18 protein-coding genes are annotated in these 17,676 nt (G+C 69.4%); 9 read left to right on the top strand and 9 right to left on the bottom strand.

The window, feature by feature from the left end; all coding sequences use genetic code 11:
• Nucleotides 1-36: 36 nt before the first annotated feature.
• Nucleotides 37-729 (bottom strand): hemolysin III family protein, encoded by a 693-nt coding sequence (locus AB0N80_RS16665; RefSeq protein WP_315995890.1) that lies wholly within the window; start codon nt 727-729, stop codon nt 37-39.
• Nucleotides 730-884: 155 nt separating this feature from the next.
• Between AB0N80_RS16665 and AB0N80_RS16660 the strand changes: the two genes are divergently transcribed.
• Entirely contained in the window at nt 885-1,667 is a 783-nt protein-coding gene (locus AB0N80_RS16660) for an isoprenyl transferase (RefSeq protein WP_315995298.1), read from the top strand.
• A 247-nt stretch (nt 1,668-1,914) separates the two neighbouring features.
• The gene (locus tag AB0N80_RS16655) at nt 1,915-3,276 is read left to right on the top strand and encodes a PhoH family protein (RefSeq protein ID WP_315995299.1); all 1,362 of its coding nucleotides are present in this window, start codon (nt 1,915-1,917) and stop codon (nt 3,274-3,276) included.
• Nucleotides 3,277-3,590: 314 nt separating this feature from the next.
• On the opposite strand, the gene AB0N80_RS16650 is transcribed toward AB0N80_RS16655, so the two are convergent.
• From AB0N80_RS16650 to xseA, 7 genes are all read right to left on the bottom strand, one after another.
• Nucleotides 3,591-4,247: a response regulator transcription factor gene (locus tag AB0N80_RS16650; RefSeq protein ID WP_363392250.1), complete on the bottom strand. Its 657-nt coding sequence runs from the start codon at nt 4,245-4,247 to the stop codon at nt 3,591-3,593.
• A complete protein-coding gene (locus tag AB0N80_RS16645; protein ID WP_363579544.1) occupies nt 4,244-5,659 on the bottom strand; it encodes a HAMP domain-containing sensor histidine kinase in 1,416 nt (471 codons plus the stop codon). Before AB0N80_RS16645 ends, AB0N80_RS16650 begins: the two co-directional genes overlap by 4 nt.
• A gap of 46 nt (nt 5,660-5,705) precedes the next feature.
• On the bottom strand, nt 5,706-7,100 hold the full coding sequence (locus AB0N80_RS16640; RefSeq protein WP_315995302.1) for a class II fumarate hydratase: 1,395 nt from the start codon (nt 7,098-7,100) through the stop codon (nt 5,706-5,708).
• A 74-nt stretch (nt 7,101-7,174) separates the two neighbouring features.
• Nucleotides 7,175-7,819, bottom strand: coding sequence for a carbonic anhydrase (locus AB0N80_RS16635; RefSeq protein WP_315995891.1), 645 nt, complete (start codon nt 7,817-7,819; stop codon nt 7,175-7,177).
• An 8-nt stretch (nt 7,820-7,827) separates the two neighbouring features.
• The gene (locus AB0N80_RS16630; protein ID WP_363392244.1) at nt 7,828-8,460 is read right to left on the bottom strand and encodes a DUF4245 family protein; all 633 of its coding nucleotides are present in this window, start codon (nt 8,458-8,460) and stop codon (nt 7,828-7,830) included.
• Entirely contained in the window at nt 8,460-8,690 is a 231-nt protein-coding gene (locus AB0N80_RS16625; RefSeq protein WP_295780378.1) for an exodeoxyribonuclease VII small subunit, read from the bottom strand. Before AB0N80_RS16625 ends, AB0N80_RS16630 begins: the two co-directional genes overlap by 1 nt.
• A gap of 10 nt (nt 8,691-8,700) precedes the next feature.
• Nucleotides 8,701-10,053 carry an exodeoxyribonuclease VII large subunit gene (gene xseA, locus AB0N80_RS16620; protein ID WP_315995304.1) on the bottom strand — a complete coding sequence of 451 codons (1,353 nt, stop codon included), beginning with the start codon at nt 10,051-10,053 and terminating at the stop codon, nt 8,701-8,703.
• Nucleotides 10,054-10,181: 128 nt separating this feature from the next.
• Here xseA and AB0N80_RS16615 point away from each other — a divergent pair, with 128 nt between their 5' ends.
• From AB0N80_RS16615 to AB0N80_RS16590, 6 genes are all read left to right on the top strand, one after another.
• Nucleotides 10,182-11,243 carry a 4-hydroxy-3-methylbut-2-enyl diphosphate reductase gene (locus tag AB0N80_RS16615; RefSeq protein WP_363579539.1) on the top strand — a complete coding sequence of 354 codons (1,062 nt, stop codon included), beginning with the start codon at nt 10,182-10,184 and terminating at the stop codon, nt 11,241-11,243.
• On the top strand, nt 11,240-11,827 hold the full coding sequence (locus tag AB0N80_RS16610; protein WP_363579537.1) for a DUF6264 family protein: 588 nt from the start codon (nt 11,240-11,242) through the stop codon (nt 11,825-11,827). The genes AB0N80_RS16615 and AB0N80_RS16610 overlap by 4 nt, the downstream gene beginning before the upstream one ends.
• Nucleotides 11,828-11,879: 52 nt before the next feature.
• A complete protein-coding gene (locus AB0N80_RS16605; protein WP_363579535.1) occupies nt 11,880-12,386 on the top strand; it encodes a sigma-70 family RNA polymerase sigma factor in 507 nt (168 codons plus the stop codon).
• Nucleotides 12,383-13,084 carry a zf-HC2 domain-containing protein gene (locus tag AB0N80_RS16600; protein WP_363579533.1) on the top strand — a complete coding sequence of 234 codons (702 nt, stop codon included), beginning with the start codon at nt 12,383-12,385 and terminating at the stop codon, nt 13,082-13,084. The genes AB0N80_RS16605 and AB0N80_RS16600 overlap by 4 nt, the downstream gene beginning before the upstream one ends.
• Before the next feature lie 42 nt (nt 13,085-13,126).
• Nucleotides 13,127-13,672 carry an MOSC domain-containing protein gene (locus AB0N80_RS16595; RefSeq protein WP_363579531.1) on the top strand — a complete coding sequence of 182 codons (546 nt, stop codon included), beginning with the start codon at nt 13,127-13,129 and terminating at the stop codon, nt 13,670-13,672.
• Nucleotides 13,673-13,878: 206 nt separating this feature from the next.
• Nucleotides 13,879-14,940, top strand: coding sequence for a hypothetical protein (locus tag AB0N80_RS16590; RefSeq protein ID WP_363579529.1), 1,062 nt, complete (start codon nt 13,879-13,881; stop codon nt 14,938-14,940).
• A gap of 293 nt (nt 14,941-15,233) precedes the next feature.
• Here the strand turns inward: AB0N80_RS16590 and fbaA are convergent, their stop codons facing one another.
• Nucleotides 15,234-16,262, bottom strand: a complete 1,029-nt coding sequence (gene fbaA / locus AB0N80_RS16585; RefSeq protein WP_363579527.1) for a class II fructose-bisphosphate aldolase — start codon at nt 16,260-16,262, stop codon at nt 15,234-15,236.
• A gap of 177 nt (nt 16,263-16,439) precedes the next feature.
• On the opposite strand from fbaA, the gene glpX reads away from it, so the two are divergent.
• Nucleotides 16,440-17,429 carry a class II fructose-bisphosphatase gene (glpX, locus tag AB0N80_RS16580; RefSeq protein WP_363579525.1) on the top strand — a complete coding sequence of 330 codons (990 nt, stop codon included), beginning with the start codon at nt 16,440-16,442 and terminating at the stop codon, nt 17,427-17,429.
• The last annotated feature ends 247 nt before the right edge of the window (nt 17,430-17,676 follow it).

Genomic DNA, 17,676 nt, shown 5'->3' with positions numbered 1-17,676 from the left:
TCGCTCGGAAGCGACGTGATCCGGCGACTCGCGCGGTCAGCTCCCGTGATACGCCGGAGCGAGGGCGATCAGCAGGCACGCGGTCCAGTGGCAGAGGAACGCCAGGACCGTGCAGACGTGGAAGATCTCGTGGAACCCGAAGTGCCCGGGCCAGGGGTTGGGCTTCTTCAGGGCGTAGATGATGGCGCCCGCGGTGTAGAGCAGGCCGCCCACGACGACGAGCACCATCATGGCGACGTTCGCCGCCAGCAGGTCGCCGAGGTACATCACCGCCGCCCAGCCCAGGGCGAGGTAGAGGGCGACGTAGAGCCAGCGGGGGGCGTTGATCCAGAACACCCGGAACAGGATGCCGAGCAGCGCGCCGCCCCACACGATCGACAGCAGCAGCACGGTCTTCGGTGTGGGCAGGGCCAGCACCGCGAGCGGGGTGTAGGTGCCGGCGATGAGCAGCAGGATGTTCGCGTGGTCGATGCGCTTGAGCACCGCCAGGGTCCGGGGCTTCCAGTGGAAGCGGTGGTACAGCGCGGAGTTACCGAACAGCAGCATCGAGGTCGCCATGAACACCGCCGCGGCCCACTTGCCGGGAGCGCCCTGCGCGAGGGCGATGAGCACGATCCCGGCGGCGATCGCGACGGGGAACGTGCCGGCGTGGATCCAGCCGCGCCAGGTCGGCTTCAGCTCGGCCTGCGCCCCCACGGCTCCCGCCTCGAGCAGGGGGAGCTGGGGCATCTCGGGGCCGTCGGCCGGGGTTCGGGGGATCACTCCTCGACAGTACGTCCGCTCCCATGCCCCGGGAGGAACATGGGGGCAGCGCTCACCTTTCCCCCAGGAAGCACCACCCGATCCGATGCGGTCGGAAGCGCCCGACGCGGTAGCGTAGGCGGGTGGCGCGCGTGTGGAAGAACGAGGGGCGGGGACCGCTCTACCGTCTCTACATCTCGCGCCTGCGTCGTCGCATGCCGGCCACTGTGCCGCACCACGTCGCCATGATGATCGACGGCAACCGGCGCTGGGCCCGACAACTCGGCTACGACAGCGCCGCGCACGGACATCGCGCCGGAGCGGCCAAGATGCACGAGTTCCTGCGCTGGTGCGACGATCTCGGCATCGAGGTGGTCTCGCTCTACCTGCTGTCGAACGACAACCTCGTCAAGCGCGACAGCAAAGAGCTGCAGGACCTGCTCGAGATCATCGCCGAGCTCGCCGGCGAGCTCTCGCGCGAGCCCGACTGGCGCGTCCAGCACGTCGGGCGGGCGGAGGGCCTGCCGCCGGAACTGGCCGAAGTGCTGCACGAGGCCACCGAGCGCACCCGCGGTCACCAGGGTCTGCACGTGAATCTCGCGGTCGGCTACGGAGGGCGCAGCGAGATCGTGGATGCCGTCCGCTCGATCATCGTCAAGCACGACGAGTCGGGCGGGTCGCTCGAAGAGCTCGCCGACAGCCTCACTCCGGAGCAGATCGGCGAGCACCTGTACACCGGTGGTCAGGCCGACCCCGATCTCGTGATCCGCACCTCGGGGGAGCAGCGCCTGAGCGACTTCCTGCTCTGGCAGTCCGCCCACTCGGAGTTCTACTTCGTCGAGGCGCTCGGCCCCGACCTGCGCGAGGTCGACTTCCTTCGGGCGATCCGCGACTTCGCGGCGCGCGACCGCCGCTTCGGACAGTAGCCCGGGCCGACGCACGACGCCGGGTTCTCGGCATCCGGTGAACTATCTTCGACCGGCGAACGCCGCGAACACGCTGTTCACGAACTCGTCATATTCGCGGCGTGTTAACGACCCTCGTGGGTGTCGCGGGGTCGTACGGTGATCACATCGGACACGGAGTCCGGTCGAGTCGACCTTCGGATCGCGACTCGTGACCCACAGGTCGACTCGTGACAACCGGGTGCATCACCCGGGTCGGGAGTGGGTTGTGACTGCACGAGCACCGTACGACCAGCGTCACGTCGTCGAGAGCACCGAGTCCGAAGCCGGAGCCGATCAGGCCCTGCGCACGTACGTCCTGGACACCTCCGTCCTGCTGAGCGACCCGCGGGCGTTCTTCCGCTTCGCGGAGAACTCCGTGGTGATCCCCGTCGTGGTGATCATGGAGCTCGAGGGCAAACGTCACGACCCCGAGATCGGCTACTTCGCCCGCCAGGCCCTGCGCCACCTCGACGAACTGCGCATCGAGCACGGCCGCCTCGATTTCCCGGTGCCGGTCGGCGACGAGGGCACGCTCCGCGTCGAGCTGAACAACACCGACCCGTCCGTCCTGCCGTCCGGAATGCGCACCGGCGGCAACGACAGCCGCATCCTCGCGGTGGCCATGAACATCGCCAAGGACGGCGTCGAGGTCACCGTGGTGTCGAAAGACCTGCCGATGCGCGTGAAGGCGGCATCCCTGGGTCTCGCGACGGAGGAGTACCTCGCCGAGCAGGCGATGGACTCGGGCTGGACCGGGATCGCCTCGATCGACGTCTCGGGCGACGAGATCACCGACCTGTACGAGAGCGAGGTCGCCGTCAGCGACGCGGTGGTGGGGCTGCCGGTGAACACCGGGCTCATCATCCACTCGGAGCGGGGATCGGCCCTGGGCCGCGTGACGGGCAAGGGGCAGTACCGCCTCGTGCGCGGCGACCGCGACGCCTTCGGGCTGCACGGGCGCTCGGCGGAGCAGCGGATCGCCCTCGACCTGCTGCTCGATCCCGAGGTCGGCATCGTCTCTCTCGGCGGCCGGGCCGGCACCGGGAAGTCGGCCCTCGCCCTGTGCGCGGCGCTCGAAGCCGTGCTCGAGCGCCAGCAGCAGAAGAAGATCATCGTGTTCCGCCCGCTCTTCGCGGTCGGCGGGCAGGAGCTGGGCTACCTCCCGGGCGACCAGGCCGAGAAGATGGGCCCGTGGGGTCAGGCGGTGTTCGACACGCTGGGTTCGGTGGTCTCGGGCAACGTCCTCGAGGAGGTGCTGGCGCGGGGGCTCCTCGAGGTGCTGCCGCTGACGCACATCCGCGGTCGTTCGCTGCACGACGCGTTCGTGATCGTCGACGAGGCGCAGTCGCTCGAGCGCAACGTGCTGCTCACGGTGCTCAGCCGCATCGGACAGAACTCCCGCGTGGTGCTCACCCACGACGTCGGGCAGCGCGACAACCTGCGCGTGGGGCGTCACGACGGCGTCGCCTCGGTGATCGAGACGCTCAAGGGTCACGGGCTGTTCGGGCACGTCACGCTCACGCGCTCGGAGCGCTCGGCCATCGCCGCACTGGTGACGGAACTGCTGGAGGCCGGCGAACTGTCGTGAATCGCGAAGGAGGGCCGGGATGCCGCGGCATCCCGGCCCTCCTTCGTGCGGAGCCGGGTTGCCGGAGCGCGCCGCGAAGCGCTGCAGATGAGAGGGTTCTCATCTTCGGCTCTCCGGCTTCTCACGAACGCCAGACAGAGTGGTCACATCGGCGAGGGAGACCTCGCCACCGCCCCGGCGGTTCCCCCTAAGAAAACACGAGGTCCGCGCTCGCGCAGGTCACCGCTCTTCGGGTGAGTCGGAAGACCACCGACGCGATCTCTCTCGAAAACCCCCGGTCGATCCCCCCGCCGGGGGTTTTCGGGGGTTCGGGCTCACTCCCAGCGGTAGCCGGCTCCGCGCACGGTGACGATGTGGGCGGGCCCCACTTTGGCTCGCAGGTAGCGGACGTACACGTCGACGACGTTCGACGTCGGGTCGAAATCCAGGCCCCAGACCCGGCTCAGCAGCTGCTCGCGCGAGAGCACTTGGCCGGCGTGACGGATGAACTCCTCCGCGAGGGCGAACTCGCGGGCGCTGAGATCGACCTCGCGGCTGCCCACCGTCGCGCGGCGGGCGAGGACGTCGAGCGACACGTCGCCGTGCGCCACCGTGATCGTGCCGAGGGTGACGGGCTCGCGCAGCCGGGACCGCACGCGAGCCAGGAGCTCGTCGAACTTGAACGGCTTCGCGACGTAGTCGTTCGCTCCCGCGTCCAGACCGTCGACGGTGTCGCGCGTACTCGTCCGAGCCGTGAGCATGATGACCGGCAGGGTGGAGCCTTGACCGCGAAGGCTCCGCAGCACCTCGAAGCCGTCGAGAGAGGGCAGCCCGACGTCGAGGAGCACGAGGTCGACCTCGCCGGAGAGGGCCGTGTCGAGAGCGTCGGCGCCGTCATCGACGATGAGCGTCTGGTAACCGGCCGACTCGAGGCCTTTCGCCACGAACGCGGAGATGCGGTCTTCGTCCTCGGCGATGAGGATGCGGGTCATCCGGTGGCCTCTCTCTGCATGACGACGTCGCCGGCGCGCACGGGCGTCGGCAGCGCGGCGGGGGACTGCGCTCCCGTGAGCGGGATATGCAGCGTGAAGGTGGCGCCGCCTCCCGGCGTGTCGCCGATGGAGCAGTGACCGCCGTGCGCCTTGGCGATGGCATCCACGATCGAGAGCCCGAGCCCCGAGCCGTCGACGCCGCGCCGCGTCGACAGGCGGTCGAACCGCCGGAACACCCGATGCCTCGCGGCCGGGGGGATGCCGGGACCGTGGTCGCGGACCCACAGGTGCGCGGCGGTGTCGTCCGCGGTGCTGCCGATCTCGATCGGTGTCGCCTCGGGGGTGTACTTCGCGGCGTTGTCGGCGAGCTGCAGCCACGCCTGGACCAGGCGGTCGGCGTCGCCCGCGATACGCACGCGTGCGCGCTGCGCCACGCTCCAAGGGTGACCCGGGAGAGCGCCGGCGAGCTCCGCGACGCGGTCGGTCAGGGCGGCGACGTCGATCACCTCGGACGACAACGCATTGGCCTCGACGTCGGCGAGCGTGTCGATGTCGTCGACCAGACGCGTGAGGCGGTCGAGCTCGGCGATTCCGAGCTGACGCGTCTCCCTGACGTCGTGCGGATCGGCCGGGTCCATCATCTCGAGGTGGCCGCGGACGATGGTGATCGGCGTCTTCAGCTCGTGGCGCACGTCGTCGAGCAACTGACGCTGCGCCTCGACAGACATCGCGAGGCGGTCGAGCATGGAGTTGACCGACGTGGTCAGATCGGAGATCTCGTCGTTACCGTGCGCGCGCAAGCGCGTGCCGAGGTCGTCGATCGTGATCGAGTCCGCTGTGTCGCGCAAACGCCTCAGGGGGGAGAAGAGCCGTCCGGTGACGAACCACCCGACCGCGCCCACCACGACGAGCACGGCGAGGGCCGTGGATGCATAGGTGACGGAGGACAACGCCACCAGCTCCATGCGCTGGTCGATCGAGATGACCTGCACGACATAGCCGCCGGATGCCGCCGCAGCGGCGTACATGACCGGTCCTCGGGTGCTGTCGAGGCGGCCGGTGAGGCGCCCGTCGGTGATCGCGCGATCGAGCGCATCGACGAGCCCCTGGTCATCCCCGACGGCGAGACCGGGGGGTGACGGAGTCGCGGCGAGCACGCGCGCGTCGTCGACGGCGAGAGTGCCGTCGGTGCGGCCGGGGATCACCGCGTCGACGAGGTCGGCCGCGGTCTCGTCGCTGGTGGCGACCGTGGCGACGAAGCCGTCGAGCTGACGCTGCGCATTGGCGAGCACCCGGTCGCGCTGGACGAGGAAGGTGACCCCGCCCGCGACGATCATGCCGAGAAGCACGACGCCGAGGAGCGCCCCGAGGAGTCGCACCCGCGTCGAGACAGGTCTCGTCGCGGGGCTCATCCTTCGATTATGGCGCGCCTCGGCGTCGGAGGTGGTGCGTGTCGATTCAGCCCGGGTGGGTCATCGACAGCAGGTCGAGCTTCGCGTCGAGCACCTCTTCGGTGATCTCGCCGCGCTCCACGTAGCCGAGGTCGATGACGGCCTCGCGGACGGTGATGCCCTTCGCCACGGAGTGCTTGGCGATCTTCGCGGCCGCTTCGTACCCGATGACCTTGTTCAGCGGCGTCACGATCGACGGCGACATCCCGGCGAACGCCTCGGCGCGGCCGACGTTGGCTTCGAGGCCGTCGATGGTCTTGTCGGCGAGGACGCGCATCGCGTTCGAGAGGAGGCGGATCGATTCCAGCAGCGCGGTGCCCATGACGGGGATGGCCACGTTGAGCTCGAACGAACCGGACGCGCCGGCCCAGGCGACGGTGGCGTCGTTTCCGATGACGCGGGCGCACACCATGAGGGTGGCCTCGGGCACGACGGGGTTCACCTTGCCGGGCATGATCGAGGAGCCGGGCTGCAGGTCGGGGATGTGGAGCTCGCCGAGACCGGTGTTCGGGCCCGAACCCATCCAGCGGATGTCGTTGTTGATCTTCGTCAGCGACACCGCGATCGTGCGGAGGGCGCCGGAGGCCTCGACGAGTCCGTCGCGGTTGGCCTGCGCCTCGAAGTGGTCCTTCGCCTCGGTGATGGGCAGCTCGGTCTCTTCCGCGAGCAGCTCGATGACCTTCTGCGGGAAGCCGAGGGGGGTGTTGATCCCGGTGCCGACGGCGGTGCCGCCGAGGGGCACCTCGCCCACGCGGGGGAGGACCGCCTGCACGCGCTCGATGCCCAGACGCATCTGCCGCGCGTAGCCGCCGAACTCCTGTCCGAGGGTGACGGGAGTGGCATCCATCAGGTGGGTGCGGCCCGACTTCACGATGCCCTTCCAGGCGTCGGCCTTGGCCTCGAGGGCGACCGAGAGGTGCTCGAGTGCCGGGATGAGGTCGGTGATGAGCGCCTGGGTCACGGCGATGTGGACCGAGGTCGGGAAGACGTCGTTCGACGACTGCGAGGCGTTGACGTGATCGTTGGGGTGGACGGTCGACCCCAGGATGCCGGTGGCCAGCGTCGCCAGCACCTCGTTCATGTTCATGTTCGACGACGTGCCGCTACCGGTCTGGTACGTGTCGACGGGGAAATGCGCGTCGTGGCGGCCCGTGATGACCTCGTCGGCGGCCTGCGCGATCGCGTCGGCGATGGCGCCGTCGAGAGTGCCGAGGTCTTTGTTGGCGAGCGCCGCGGCCTTCTTGATGCGCGCCAGAGCGGCGATCTGGGTCGACTCGAGACCCTTCCCCGAGATCGGGAAGTTCTCGACCGCGCGCTGGGTCTGCGCGGCGTACAGGGCGTCCTTGGGTACCCGCACCTCACCCATGGTGTCGTGTTCGATGCGGTACTCGGTGTCGGTCACGTCGTCGTTCCTCCAGGTCAGTCGTTCGGTTTCTCAGGTGCGCGGGGGTCGGGCGCGTCTCGGGTGCGCGGTTCTCAGATGCGCGCGTCGTCGACGTCGCCCACGATGACGACGGGGAAGGCTTCCCCCTCGTCGAGACGGTAGTTCGCGCCCACGACGGCTGTGCGGCCCTCGGCCACGGCTTCGCTGATCAGCTCCGAGGCGCGCAGCAGGTCGGCCACGGTGTGGCGCAGGTGCTCACGGCCCACCAGCTCGGGGTCGACGTGGTCGGGCAGGTGCCCGTCGACGGCGTTCTCGCGCTGGACACGGCGCACGGCCGGCACGATCGGGGCGATCTGCCGCCAGATGTAGGCGGGGAGGGTCGGGGCGTCGACGCCCGTGCTGTCGATGGCCGCGCCGACGGCGCCGCAGGCGTCGTGTGCGAGCACCACGATGAGCGGGACCTCGAGCACACCCACGGCGTATTCGAGGCTGCCGATGACGGAGTCCGAGATGACCTGCCCGGCGTTGCGCACGACGAAGAGGTCGCCGAGCCCCTCGTCGAAGATGATCTCGGCGGCGAGACGAGAGTCGGAGCACCCGAACAGCGCTGCGGTCGGGTGCTGCGAGCTGGCGAGCTCGGCTCGACGCTCGACGTCCTGACGGGGGTGGGCGGGTTCGCCGGCGACGAAGCGTCGGTTGCCCTCCACCATCTGCTGCCACACCTGACGGGGGGTCATGCGCTCGCTCACGGGACCTCTCTCAACTGCTCGATCTGCGACGTCACGGATGCGGCCGCCAGGGCCGCGGTCTCGGGTGCGGCATCGCCGTACACGAGGACGTAGTCGGGGCCGGCCGGGGTGGCCAGGGCGTAGTCGATGTTGCCCGTCCCGGAAGGGTTGGCGGGGCGGTAGACGTTCCAGGTGATGCCGTCGATGTCGACCGTCTCGGTACTGCGTGTGCCGTCGAGCACCTGCCCGACCCAGTTCTCGTCGGCGTCGAACCCCTGTGCGACGCGGAGGAACCCGGATTCGCCGGAGCGGACGTAGACCATCGTCCACGCTTCGGTGCCGCCGACGCCTTCGGTCGTGGCCTGGTTGACCCGCCACCCGTCGCCGAGCGACGGGGAGAGCACGGGGCGCCCGAGGTCCGCCTCGATGCCGGCCGCGAGGGCGGGCACGTCAGGGGCGGGGGGCGGCGTCGGCTCACCGCGCGGGACGCCCGCGACCACCACGAACACGACGGCGACCGTCACCAGCAGGGCGGCGATGAGGTTGCGGAAGGTCTTGCTCGAGCGGTACCGACGCGAGGACTCCGCCTTGCGGTCGGCGGTCTCCTGCGGGGTCTCGGGGCGGCCGAGATGGGCGACGACGCGGGCCATCAGTCGTCGTCCCCTTCGCCGCGTGCGGCGTCGAGGCGGCGCTTGGCCCCCAGCAGCCACTCTTCGCAGCGCGCGTAGAGCTTCTCGCCGCGCTCCCACAGAGCCAGGGACTCCTCGAGCGTGGGGGCTCCCTGCTCGAGCTCGGCGACCACGCGCACCAGCTCGTCGCGGGCCTGCTCGAACGACAGGGAGGCGACGTCGGCAGCGGGGCCGGGGGTCGTCGCGGTCATGGCACCCATTCTAGGCGGCCCCGCCGGCGGAGCCGGCGTCGGGTGCCTCGTCGTCGAACGGAGCGGCGGCGGGGGAGGAACCGTGGGGAACGGCATCCGGGACGACGCCCTCCGAGGTCGTCGCGACCGTGCCCTGTTCGAGCGTCAGTCGCAGCGCGGTCCCCGCGGGGGCATCGGCCGCGTCGCGCAGCACCGCCCCGTCGGGCAGCTGTGCGATGGCGTACCCCCGGGCGAGGGTGGCCACGGGCGAGAGGGCGCGCAGCCCCGCGCTCAGCTCGCGCGTGCGCCGCCGTTCGCTCTCGAGGCGGCGATCGACGATGTCGCGGCCGCGGTTCGACAGCATCCACAGCTCCTGAGCGCGGGAGGTGAGCATGGCGTGCGGGGTGCGCAGAGCAGGACGCGAGCGGATCTGCTCCAGTTGGGCGATGTCGTGGACAACGCGCTGCGTCAGGCGCCCGGTCAGCCGCGCGCGCAGCTGGGCCACCAGCGCGCGCTGCTCGCTCACGTCGGGGACCACGCGCTTGGCCGCGTCGGTCGGCGTCGAGGCGCGCACGTCGGCGACCTCGTCGAGCAGCGGGCGGTCGTTCTCGTGGCCGATGGCGCTGACGATCGGCGTGGATGCCGCGGCCACCGCGCGCAGCAGACGCTCGTCGCTGAAGCCGAGCAGGGTCTGGGGATCGCCGCCGCCGCGCGCGATGACGATCACGTCGACCTCGGGGTCGGCATCCAGGGCCTTCAGCGCCGCGATGGTCTCGGGCACGCAGCGATCGCCCTGCACCGCCGCGTGCTTCGTGCGGAAGTGCACGCGCGGCCAGCGCAGTTCGGCGTTGCGATGCACGTCTTTCTCGGCGTCCGAATTCTCGCCGGTGATGAGTCCGATGCACTGGGGGAGGAAGGGCAGGCGCTTCTTGCGCGCGGGGTCGAAAAGCCCCTCGGATCGCAGCTGCACCCGCAGCCTCTCGAGACGCTCGAGCTGCTCGCCCAGGCCCACGTGGCGCATCGCCGAGATCGCGAACGAGAAGTCGCCGGTGCGGGGGAAGTAATCGGCCTTGACGCACGCCACGACGTGATCGCCGACCTGCAGGTCTTTCGGCAGGCGTGCGAGCGTGCTCGACCAGATCCGGAACGACACCGTCGACTCGGTGCCCAGGTCTTTCAACCGCCCGAAGACGTTGCCGCCGCGGCGGTTGAACGAGGTGATCTCGCCCTCGACCCACACGGAGCCCCACCGCTCGATGAAGCCGCGGATGGTGTCGTTCAGGCGCGAGACGGAGGTGGGCGCGTCGGTCCGCGAATCGCGGGGGTGCACGCTGTCGGCCGGCGGTGCCTGGCCGGGGATGGTCTCGGGCTGGAAGGAGGTCATGAGGTCCGCTCGAATGCATGCCGACGTCGGCGGGAGGGGCGGGGCGGGGAAAGGGTCATCGTATCCGTGCGGGTAGCGGTGGGGGGAGGTTCGGCCGGTGTCCAGGGGCGCCCCGGTAGAATCGAGGGGTGAGCTCACCTGCCGTCCACCTGCCCGTTCCCCGTATCCCGGGTCGACGCGGGCGGCTCCAGGATATCCCCGTCAACGGACAGAAGAAGGTGCTGCTGGCCGCGCCCCGCGGGTATTGCGCGGGCGTCGACCGCGCCGTGATCGCCGTCGAGAAGGCGCTCGAGCGCTACGGGGCGCCGGTGTACGTGCGCAAGCAGATCGTGCACAACATCCACGTCGTCACCGAGCTCGAGAAGAAGGGGGCGATTTTCGTCGAGGAAGTCGACGAGGTCCCCTCCGGGGCGCATGTCGTCTTCAGCGCGCACGGCGTCTCGCCGGCGGTGGTCTCGGCGGCATCCGATCGGGGCCTGCAGGCGATCGATGCGACCTGCCCCCTCGTCACGAAGGTGCACCGCGAGGCCGTGCGGTTCGCGCGCGACGACTTCGAGATCCTCCTGATCGGTCACGAGGGACACGAGGAGGTCGAGGGCACGGCCGGCGAGGCTCCCGAGCACGTCACCGTCGTCAACTCGCCCGACCACGCCGACACCATCGAGGTGCGCGACCCGTCGAAGGTCGTGTGGCTGTCGCAGACCACGCTCTCGGTCGACGAGACGATGGAGACCGTCCGGCGCCTGCGCGAGCGCTTCCCCGAACTACAGGACCCGCCCTCCGACGACATCTGCTACGCCACCCAGAACCGCCAGGTCGCGATCAAGAAGGTCGCCGTCGGCGCGGATCTCGTGATCGTGGTGGGGTCGGCGAACTCCTCCAACAGCGTGCGTCTCGTCGAAGTCGCCCTCGAGCACGGCGCCAAGGCCGCCTACCGCGTCGACTACGTCGACGAGGTCAAGCAGGAGTGGCTCGAGGGCGTTCAGACCGTCGGCGTCACCAGTGGCGCCTCGGTGCCCGAGGTGCTCGTGACCGAGGTGCTCGAGGAGCTCGCCGGTGCCGGATACCGTGACGTCGAAGAGGTGCGCACCGCCGAGGAGGACCTGATCTTCTCGCTCCCCAAGGAGCTGCGCCAGGATGCCACCGGCAAGCGCGACAGCCGGGCCCTCGGCGGCCGGGGTCGCGCGTGAGCGACGACTCCCGCTCGTCGGGCGAGGGTGGCGGTGTCGAGCGTCCCCGCCCGCAGTACGGCGAATACGCCACGGCCGAGGAGCAGCGCGCCCGCATCCAGCGGCCCGAGGTGACGGAGGCGCTCGACGCCGGTGTCGCGCCGCAGCCGCAGCCGCAGGCCGCCCCCGTCGCGGAGGCGCCTGCGGGCTTCGTCGCGCCCGCCACGCGCGGGGCGCGCGTGGACCGCATCGTCACCTTCGGACTGCTCTTCTACGGCCTGTTCTCGGTGGTCACGACCATCGTGCAGCTGCTGAACTTCCCCGAGTACGCCGAGCGCGGCGCCCAGATGCTGGGTGTGACGGCGACGTTCACGAACCTGTCGGCCGGGTACGTCTGGGGTGCCGCCGCCGCCCTCGTGTACGGCGTCGGCTGGCTGCTGACGGCCGTGTTCACCTGGCGGCGTCTGCGACGCGGCCGGGTCGCGTTCTGGATCCCCCTCGTCGGGTCCGTCGCGACGGCGCTCATCGCCGGCATCTGCGTGACGATGGCCCTCGTCGGCGACGCGACCTTCATGTCGGCGATCCTCGACAGCGTTCCGAACTGAACCGCGAGGCCCGGCATCCCGTGTCCCCTGTGAGCGAGGGAGAGGGGATGCCGTGGCGAGAGACGAACACGCGCAGCTGACGGCGCTGTACGACGCGCACGCCACCCCCGTCTGGCGCTACGTCGTGAGCCTGACCGGCGACCACGCCGGGGCCGACGACATCGTGCAGGAGACCCTGCTGCGGGCGTGGCGGACGCCGCGGGTGATGAGCGACGACCCGTCATCGCTGCGATCGTGGATGTACACGGTCGCCCGCAACCTCGTGATCGACGAGGCGCGCAGTGCGCGGCGGCGGCATGAGCATCCCGTCGACGAGCTGCCCGAGACGGCGCGGGACGACGACACGGATGCCATGTTCGACGCGCTCCTCGTCGAGGAGGCGCTCGCGACGCTCACGCCCGACCACCGGGCGGTGATCGTCAGCGCGTACTACGGCGGACGCAGCGTCGCTCAGACGGCGGAGGAGCTCGGCATCCCCTCCGGGACCGTCAAGTCGCGACTGCACTACGCGGTGCGAGCGCTGCGGCTCGCCCTGCAGGAGAGAGGGGTGACCCGGTGAACGTCGACCACGAGCGTCTGTCGAGCTGGGACGGCGCCTATGTGCTTGGAGCGCTGTCGGCTCCGGACCGCGCGGAGTTCGAGGCCCACCTCGGCGCGTGCGAGCTGTGCCGTGCCGCCGTCGCCGAACTCGCGCCGACCGCGGGACTGCTGTCCCGCCTGTCGGCCGAGCGCGCCCGCGCGATCAGCCCCAGCACGGGCCCCGTGCCCCTGGCCGCCCCGGACCCGACCCTGCGCACCCGCGTGCTGGACACGGCGAGGCGCCGGCGTCGACGCCGCGCGACCGGGTGGGTGCTCGCGGCATCGATCGCGCTCGTCGCGATCGCCGTGCCCGGCGTCGTCGCGGTGAACAGTGCCGTGTCGTCGTCGGGAACGGTGTACGCGTTGGACGGCGTGGCGGGCGCGCCCCTGGAGGCGTCGGTCAAGCTGACCTCTGCCCCGTGGGGCACGCGCATCGACCTCGTGTGCCAGTACACCGGCGAGGTGCTCGACGCTCCTCCCGGGGGCTGGCCGTACGCGCTCGCCATCACCGACGACACCGGAGCGACGAGTGTGTTGTCGACCTGGCGCGCCGGTCCGGGATCGACGACCGAGTTGAGCGCCGGCACCGATCTGGCGGCCGCCGACATCGGGTCGGTCGAGATCCGTACCCTCGACGGCGACACGGTCGTCATGCGGCGGGAGTTCACCTCGCCCTGACGCGGGTACGGTCGTTCGGCGCCGACGCCCTAGCATCGACCCATGCCCCGTCTCGTCGCCGTCTGCGCCGTTCACGAATTGCATCCGGATGCCGGCTCCGTCGGCGTTACCGCGATCGACAAGCGCGCACTCGATGGCCCCGTTCGCGTCGGCACGCTCGGGGTGCGCGCCGACGTGCAGGCGAGTCGCAAGCACCACGGCGGTCGTGACAAGGCGGTCTACGCCTATGCGGCGGAGGATGCAGCGTTCTGGGAGGACGCACTCGGGCGCGACCTGCACGCGGGATGGTTCGGCGAGAACCTGCGCGTGGAGGGCCTCGATGTCAACGGGGCCCGCATCGGGGAGGTGTGGCGCATCGGCGACACCGTCGAGGTGGAGGTGACGATGCCCCGCACGCCCTGCGCGACCTTCGCACGCTGGGTCGGCGGTGCGGCGGCGCGCGGGTGGGTCAAGCGCTTCTCGGACGAGGGCCGGCTGGGAGCGTACCTGCGGGTGCGCCGGGCGGGCGAGGTGCGGGCGGGAGATGCGATCGAGGTCGTGTCGTCGCCTGCGGGTGCGCCCTCGGTGCTGGAGGTGTACCGCAGCTGAGGCCGGATTGGTCGGCTGGGGCCGCAAGGTGGATTGACCTCCCCGCCGTCGCGCTCGTGAAGAGCATCGTGCCGCCGGGTGGTCTTCGCGACCGCCCTCTTCTCCTCCCTGTGTGTTCTCCCCAAGATCGACGGAGACGACGTCAACAGTAGGCCGCGGCGCACGACGCGTCGCGTCCGGTTGACCGGACCGTGAAGAAGACGACGATGGTGAAGCGCGCTCGATTGCGTCTGACGTCTGTCCTGGCGACGATGGTCACGGCCCTTCTGTTGGGGGCGTGGTCGGTGCCAGCCGACGACGAGGAAGCGTCGGTGCCCCAGATCGAGGACTGGGCTGCGTCGATGTCAGGGCCAGGCGACAACATGACCGGGGAAGTAACAGAAGCCCTCGCCCGTCTCGAGAGAGCGCAGATTGCCCGCTCGATCGGGGCATACGAGTGGGATTTCGAGAAGCGTGCGCTAATTCTTCACGTTGCAAAAGGAAGCGCTGTCGATATCGGGCAGATGGCGGCCCTTCTCCCCGCAGTCAAGTGGGAGGTTGCCGCCGATGAGTTCCCCGCGGAATCTTTGAGGGAGGCGGCCAACCAAGTCGCACGAGAGGGAAATATCGGCGACGTCCCTGTGTCATGGGCCGCTGCGAAGATAGATGGAACGGGTCTGCGCGTGGCGCTACTGGCGCAGGCCGGTTCGATCGATGAAGAAAGTATGCGAGAGCAGATCGCCTCCGTCATTGGTAGTCGTTTCGGGGTGGAGTTCGTGTACGAAGCGTCAGGCGCGTCACTGATCGACAGGCAACATCACACGGAGCCATATATTGGGGGTGCTCTTATTACGACACGCTCCGGGGGATATCTGAGCTCCTGCTCCTCCGGCTTTGCAATCGTGCAGGATGGCGCACCGACAAGCAAGACAGCGATGCTGACAGCTGATCACTGCGGCGAAGAGGGGACGACGTGGGTGTCCGGTAGGTACGTCGACAGCCCGTATTTCGGTACGGGGCAGTCGACGGCTACGGGAGGGGCGGACATCCGGATGCTGACGGGAGACGTCAAATATTACGGTGCAAACTTCGCAGGAGGCCCGACATCGAATTCCGCCGTGTGGGTGAAAGGCTACAGTGTTCCTCTTGTCGGTCAATCGGTTTGCATGAACGGGTCGCAGTCGGGGGCTGTCTGCATTAATACAATCACTGACGGACCTGTCTCTCTCAACGCTCACGACTCGTCTGGAACAGTCCACACCTACACGAACGCCTATCGCTCGCTGTAGGTCTTCAACCAACCTGGGGCGGGTAACGGCGATGGTGGTGGTCCGGTGCTCCGGATTGTGGATAACAAGCCTTACGCGACGGGCATCATCAGTGCTGTGCAGGATGCATCGGACAATTGCGCGGGGAACCCGGCGACCGCTACCCGCAAGTGCAGCGCAGTCGTGTGAACTGCCGGACTCGACGCGTTCTTCAACAACAACCTCAGCTGGCGGATTCTGACGGGGTGAGCGATTTCAAAGAAACGACGAACGCCCCGGTCGAGGACCGGGGCGTTCGTCCACGCGGCGAGGGGTCAGCTCTGGGACTGGCCGTACGAGCCGAGCTGCTTCGTGGCCTCGACCACGCGGACGGCCATGGCCGACTCGGCGACCTTGCCCCACGCGCGGGGGTCGTACTGCTTCTTGTTGCCGACCTCGCCGTCGATCTTGAGCACGCCCTCGTAGTTCGAGAACATGTAGCCCGCGATGGAGCGCGTGAAGGCGTACTGGGTGTCGGTGTCGATGTTCATCTTCACGACGCCGTTCGCGACAGCGAGGGCGATCTCCTCGTCGGTCGATCCGCTGCCGCCGTGGAAGACGAGGTCGAGGGGCTTGGGGCCGGTGCCGAACTTCGCAGCGATGCCCTCCTGGATCTCGCCCAGCAGCTCGGGGCGGAGCTTGACGCCACCGGGCTTGTACACGCCGTGGACGTTGCCGAAGGTGAGGGCCGAGATGTAGCGGCCGTTCTCGCCGAGGCCGAGGCGCTCGACGGCCTTCGTCACGTCGGCGACCGTCGTGTAGAGAGCCTCGTTCGAGCCCTCGTGCTGCACGCCGTCTTCTTCGCCGCCGACCACGCCGACCTCGATCTCGAGGATGGCGTTGATGTTCTTCAGGCGGGGGAGGAGCTCCGCGGCGATGTCGATGTTCTCGTCGAGGGGAACGGCTGAGCCGTCCCACATGTGCGACTGGAAGATCGGGTTGCGTCCGGCCTTGACCTCTTCTTCTGAGGCCTCGAGCAGGGGGAGGACGAAGCCGGGGAGGGCGTCCTTGGGGCAGTGGTCGGTGTGGAGCGCGACGGTGATGGGGTAGTTCTTCGCGACCTCGGTCACGTACTTCGCAAAGGCGAGGGCACCGGTGGCGCGGGCCTTGACGGTGTGACCGGCGAAGTAGTCGGCACCACCGGTGGTGACCTGGAGGATGCCGTCGGAGCCGGCCTCGGTCAGGCCCTGGAGCACCGAGTTGATGGTCTGCGAGCTCGAGACGTTGATCGCCGGATACGCGAAGCCGCCGGCCTTCGCGCGGTCCAGCATGTCGGCGTACTGCTCAGGGGAAGCGACGGGCATGGAGGTGCTCCTTGGTGTTGTCGGGACACCGTCAGCCTAGCGAAGGCGCCGGATCGTGACGGTGTCGGTGCGACAGGAACCGGGCAGTTCTGTCGATTCGTTAAGAACGTTGATTCCTTCGGGTCTGGGCGGTGGAAAACCGCCGAATGTGTCGACTCTGCTGGATACAGTGGGCCCATGGTGAGCCTGACTGCCGACATGAGTCCTCTGCACCCCGACCGCAACCTGGCTCTGGAGTTGGTGAGGGCGACGGAGGCGGCATCCATCCGTGCCGTTCCCTTCATCGGGCGGGGCGACAAAGAGGCCGCCGACGGTGCGGCCGTCGACGCCATGCGCGCGTTCTTCAGCACCGTCAACTTCGACGGCACGATCGTCATCGGCGAGGGCGAGAAGGACAACGCACCCATGCTCTACAACGGGGAGCGCGTCGGCAGCGGTCGCGGTCCGCAGTGCGACGTCGCGGTCGATCCGATCGACGGCACGTCGCTGACCGCCGCCGGCCGTCAGAACGCCCTCTCGGTCATCGCGGTCTCGGACCAGGGCACGATGCTGGACGCCTCGAGCGTCTTCTACATGGACAAGCTCGTCACCGGCCCCGCCGGTGTGGGTGTCGTCGACATCCGCCTCCCCATCGGCGAGAACATCCGCCTGCTGGCCAAGGCGCTCGGCAAGCCGGTCGACGAGATCGTCGTGTCGGTGCTGAACCGACCCCGCCACGAGCAGCTCATCGCGGATATCCGGGAGGCCGGTGCCGGGACCCGTCTGATGAGCGACGGCGACGTGGCCGGTGGCATCAACGCCGCCCGGCACAACGCCCGCACCGACATGTGCGTCGGTATCGGTGGCAGCCCCGAGGGCATCGTCACCGCGTGCGCGATCAAGGCCCTCGGCGGTCACATCCAGGGCGTGCTCGCGCCCCGCACCGACGACGAGAAGCAGAAGGGCCAGGATGCCGGCCTGAAGATCGACGGCACGGTCTACGAGGCCGACGACCTGGTGAAGGGCAAGAACACGATCTTCGTCGCCACGGGTGTGACCGACGGTCAGCTCGTGCAGGGCGTGCGGCGCGACGGCGACTTCATCTACACCGAGAGCGTCGTTCTCCGTGGGGCTTCGGGCACCCTCCGTCGGATCTCGTCGGAGCACCTGACGTCGAAGTGGCTCTGAGGCCGGGCGCCGTCGGCGACGGACGCGCCTGACGGCCCGGGACGCGGGGCGCTGCCCGCGGCGGACGCGCCGGACGGCCCGGGAGACGCGAGGCGCTGTCCGCGGCGGGTGCGCCCGACCGCTTCGACGTGCAGCTACAGCCGGGCGTGTCGTTGCGCAAGCGTGACCGGTCGCGCGCACCTCGTCTGGCAGAATCTCAAGGAGTGTCAACGGCGACGCTGTGTTCTTCCGAGACCCGAAGGGGGAT

It is taken from the genome of Microbacterium sp. NPDC089188 (assembly GCF_040685155.1).
GTDB classification, from domain to species: Bacteria; Actinomycetota; Actinomycetes; order Actinomycetales; family Microbacteriaceae; genus Microbacterium; species Microbacterium galbum.
Note: the sequence above shows the minus strand (reverse complement) of the source record. Positions and strands in the feature narration are given on the sequence as shown.

Bases quoted from the DNA above. Each gene is read 5' to 3' on its own strand.
- glpX (WP_363579525.1), top strand. From the start codon at position 16,440: ATGGTGAGCCTGACTGCCGACATGAGTCCTCTGCACCCCGACCGCAAC.
- AB0N80_RS16595 (WP_363579531.1), top strand. From the start codon at position 13,127: ATGCCCCGTCTCGTCGCCGTCTGCGCCGTTCACGAATTGCATCCGGAT.
- AB0N80_RS16625 (WP_295780378.1), bottom strand. From the start codon at position 8,690: ATGACCGCGACGACCCCCGGCCCCGCTGCCGACGTCGCCTCCCTGTCG.
- AB0N80_RS16635 (WP_315995891.1), bottom strand. From the start codon at position 7,819: ATGACCCCCCGTCAGGTGTGGCAGCAGATGGTGGAGGGCAACCGACGC.
- xseA (WP_315995304.1), bottom strand. From the start codon at position 10,053: ATGACCTCCTTCCAGCCCGAGACCATCCCCGGCCAGGCACCGCCGGCC.
- AB0N80_RS16630 (WP_363392244.1), bottom strand. From the start codon at position 8,460: ATGGCCCGCGTCGTCGCCCATCTCGGCCGCCCCGAGACCCCGCAGGAG.
- AB0N80_RS16665 (WP_315995890.1), bottom strand. From the start codon at position 729: ATGCCCCAGCTCCCCCTGCTCGAGGCGGGAGCCGTGGGGGCGCAGGCC.
- fbaA (WP_363579527.1), bottom strand. From the start codon at position 16,262: ATGCCCGTCGCTTCCCCTGAGCAGTACGCCGACATGCTGGACCGCGCG.
- AB0N80_RS16590 (WP_363579529.1), top strand. From the start codon at position 13,879: ATGGTGAAGCGCGCTCGATTGCGTCTGACGTCTGTCCTGGCGACGATG.
- AB0N80_RS16650 (WP_363392250.1), bottom strand. From the start codon at position 4,247: ATGACCCGCATCCTCATCGCCGAGGACGAAGACCGCATCTCCGCGTTC.
- AB0N80_RS16645 (WP_363579544.1), bottom strand. From the start codon at position 5,659: ATGAGCCCCGCGACGAGACCTGTCTCGACGCGGGTGCGACTCCTCGGG.